Source organism: Streptomyces sp. NPDC051907 (assembly GCF_040681075.1).
GTDB lineage: Bacteria > Actinomycetota > Actinomycetes > Streptomycetales > Streptomycetaceae > Streptomyces.
The window spans coordinates 1-2,707 of sequence record NZ_JBFAYB010000214.1 but is presented as its reverse complement, the minus strand read 5'-3'; the positions used below and the strand labels follow the sequence as shown (position 1 = coordinate 2,707).

Below are 2,707 nucleotides of genomic sequence, written 5' to 3'. Positions count from 1 at the left end.
CGCGCCGGCGGCTCGGCGGCATTGCTCACCCTTCGCAGGGCGCCGGGAGGGCGGGCCGCGCCAGCTGACACGACACTGCGTGTCACGCATTCGCACCGTTGACGACAGTCGACGACACACGGGCAGTTCGAACGAGGAATCCGGGAGACGGTCATGGCGCAGACGGACACGACGAACCAGGCGGCGGCGGAGCTCGCCCGGCGGTGGGCGAGCGACCCCCGCTGGAAGAACGTCGAGCGCACCTACAGCGCGCAGGAGGTCGTGGCCCTGAGCGGCAGCGTCCGCGAGGAGCACACCCTGGCCCGCCGCGGCGCCGAGCGCCTGTGGCGCCAGCTCCACGAGCAGGACTACGTCCACGCGCTCGGCGCGCTGACCGGCGGCCAGGCCGTCCAGCAGGTCAAGGCCGGACTCCAGGCCATCTACCTGTCCGGCTGGCAGGTCGCCGCCGACGCCAACCAGGCCGGCCACACCTACCCCGACCAGAGCCTCTACCCCGTCAACTCCGTCCCCCAGGTCGTCCGCCGCATCAACAACGCCCTCCTGCGCGCCGACCAGATCGCCACCGCCGAAGGCGGCCACGACACCACCGACTGGCTCGCCCCCATCGTCGCCGACGCCGAGGCCGGCTTCGGCGGACCCCTCAACGCCTTCGAGCTCACCAAGGCCATGATCGCCGCAGGCGCCGCCGGCATCCACTACGAGGACCAGCTCGCCTCCGAGAAGAAGTGCGGCCACCTCGGCGGCAAGGTCCTCGTCCCCACCTCCCAGCACATCCGCACCCTCAACGCCGCCCGCCTCGCCGCCGACATCGCCGACGTCCCCACCCTCATCGTCGCCCGCACCGACGCGCTGGCAGCCAACCTCCTCACCAGCGACGTCGACGAACGCGACGCACAGTTCGCCACCGGCGAGCGCACCGCCGAGGGCTTCTACCGCGTCCAGCCCGGCATGGCCCCCGTCATCGCCCGCGGCCTCGCCTACGCCCCCCACGCCGACCTCGTCTGGGTCGAGACCGGCACCCCCGACCTCGCCCAGGCCCGCGAGTTCGCCGAGGCGATCCACGCCGAGCACCCCGACCAGATGCTCGCCTACAACTGCTCCCCCTCCTTCAACTGGAAGGCCGCCCTCGACGACGACCAGATCGCCAAGTTCCAACGCGAGCTCGGCGCCATGGGCTACCGCTTCCAGTTCATCACCCTCGCCGGCTTCCACTCCCTCAACCACGGCATGTTCGACCTCGCCCGCGGCTACGCCGAACACGGCATGACCGCCTACGTCGACCTCCAGGAACGCGAGTTCGCCGCCCAGCAGCACGGCTTCACCGCCGTCAAGCACCAACGCGAAGTCGGCACCGGCTACTTCGACCTCGTCTCCACCGCCGTCAACCCCACCTCCTCCACCACCGCACTCACCGGCTCCACCGAAGAAGAGCAATTCCACTAGAAGCACCAGGCCGGTCCCGGGGCCTCGCCCCGGGACCGGGCGCCGCAGCCGGCCCGGCCAGGGCCGAACGCCCCCGCGTCACGCGAACCCGTGTCCAGGCGAGGGGCCGGACGACCGTATCCGCCGGCCCCCGCCGCTCCCGCTGAGGAGAGCCGTATGTCCATCACCGAAACGACCAGCCGCATCCAGGTTCTCGGGGCGCAAGGCGACCGTCACGACGAGATCCTCACCCCCGCGGCCCTGGACTTCATCGGCCGTCTCGACACGGCCTTCGCGGGCCGGCGCTTCGAGCTGCTCGCCGAGCGGCGCCGTCGCACCGAACGGCTCGCCTCCGGCGCTCCGCTCGACTTCTCGCCCGCCACCGCGGCCGTCCGCGCCGACCCGAACTGGCGCGTCGCCCCGCCCGCACCGGGTCTGGCCGACCGCCGGGTGGAGATCACCGGACCGCCCGACCGGCGCATGACCGTCAACGCGCTCAACTCGGGTGCGCAGGTGTGGATGGCCGACTTCGAGGACGCCACCTCGCCCACCTGGGAGAACATCGTCGGCGGCCAGCTGAGCCTGCTCGACGCCATCGAACGCAGGATCGACTTCACCACGGACAAGGGCAAGGAGTACCGGCTCGGCGACCGCCTCGCGACGATCATGGTCAGACCGCGTGGCTGGCACCTCACGGAGAAGCACGTCGTCGTCGACGAACGCCCGGTCCCCGCCTCGCTCGTCGACTTCGGGCTGTACTTCTTCCACTGCGCCCAGCGCCAGATCGACGCCGGTCACGGTCCGTACTTCTACCTGCCGAAACTGGAGAACCGCGCCGAGGCCCGGCTGTGGAACGACGTGTTCGTCCTCGCCCAGGAGCTTCTCGGCATCCCGCGCGGCACGATCCGGGCCACCGTCCTCATCGAGACGATCACCGCCGCGTACGAGATGGAGGAGATCCTCTACGAGCTGCGCGAGCACAGCGCAGGCCTCAACGCGGGCCGCTGGGACTACCTCTTCAGCCTCATCAAGACCTTCGGGCACCGCACCGACTTCCTGCTCCCCGACCGGGCGAAAGTCACCATGACCGCGCCCTTCATGCGCGCCTACACAGAGCTGCTGGTGCGCACCTGCCACAAGCGGGGCGCGCATGCGATCGGCGGCATGGCCGCCCATGTGCCCAGCCGCGATCCGCAGGCCAACGAGGCGGCGCTGGCCAAGGTCAGGCTCGACAAGGAGCGCGAGGCCGAGGACGGCTTCGACGGCTCCTGGGTCGCCCATCCCG

The 2,707-nt window shown here is 71.0% G+C and carries 2 protein-coding genes; both read left to right on the top strand.

Annotation, left to right across the window (positions count from 1 at the left end; translation table 11 throughout):
• Positions 1 to 153 precede the first annotated feature (153 nt).
• Positions 154 to 1,443: an isocitrate lyase gene (aceA, locus tag AB0M39_RS41725; RefSeq protein WP_365374341.1), complete on the top strand. Its 1,290-nt coding sequence runs from the start codon at positions 154 to 156 to the stop codon at positions 1,441 to 1,443.
• Between the two features lie 156 nt (positions 1,444 to 1,599).
• Positions 1,600 to 2,707: malate synthase A (locus AB0M39_RS41720; protein ID WP_365374338.1), on the top strand; the 1,108-nt coding region annotated here is incomplete at its 3' end.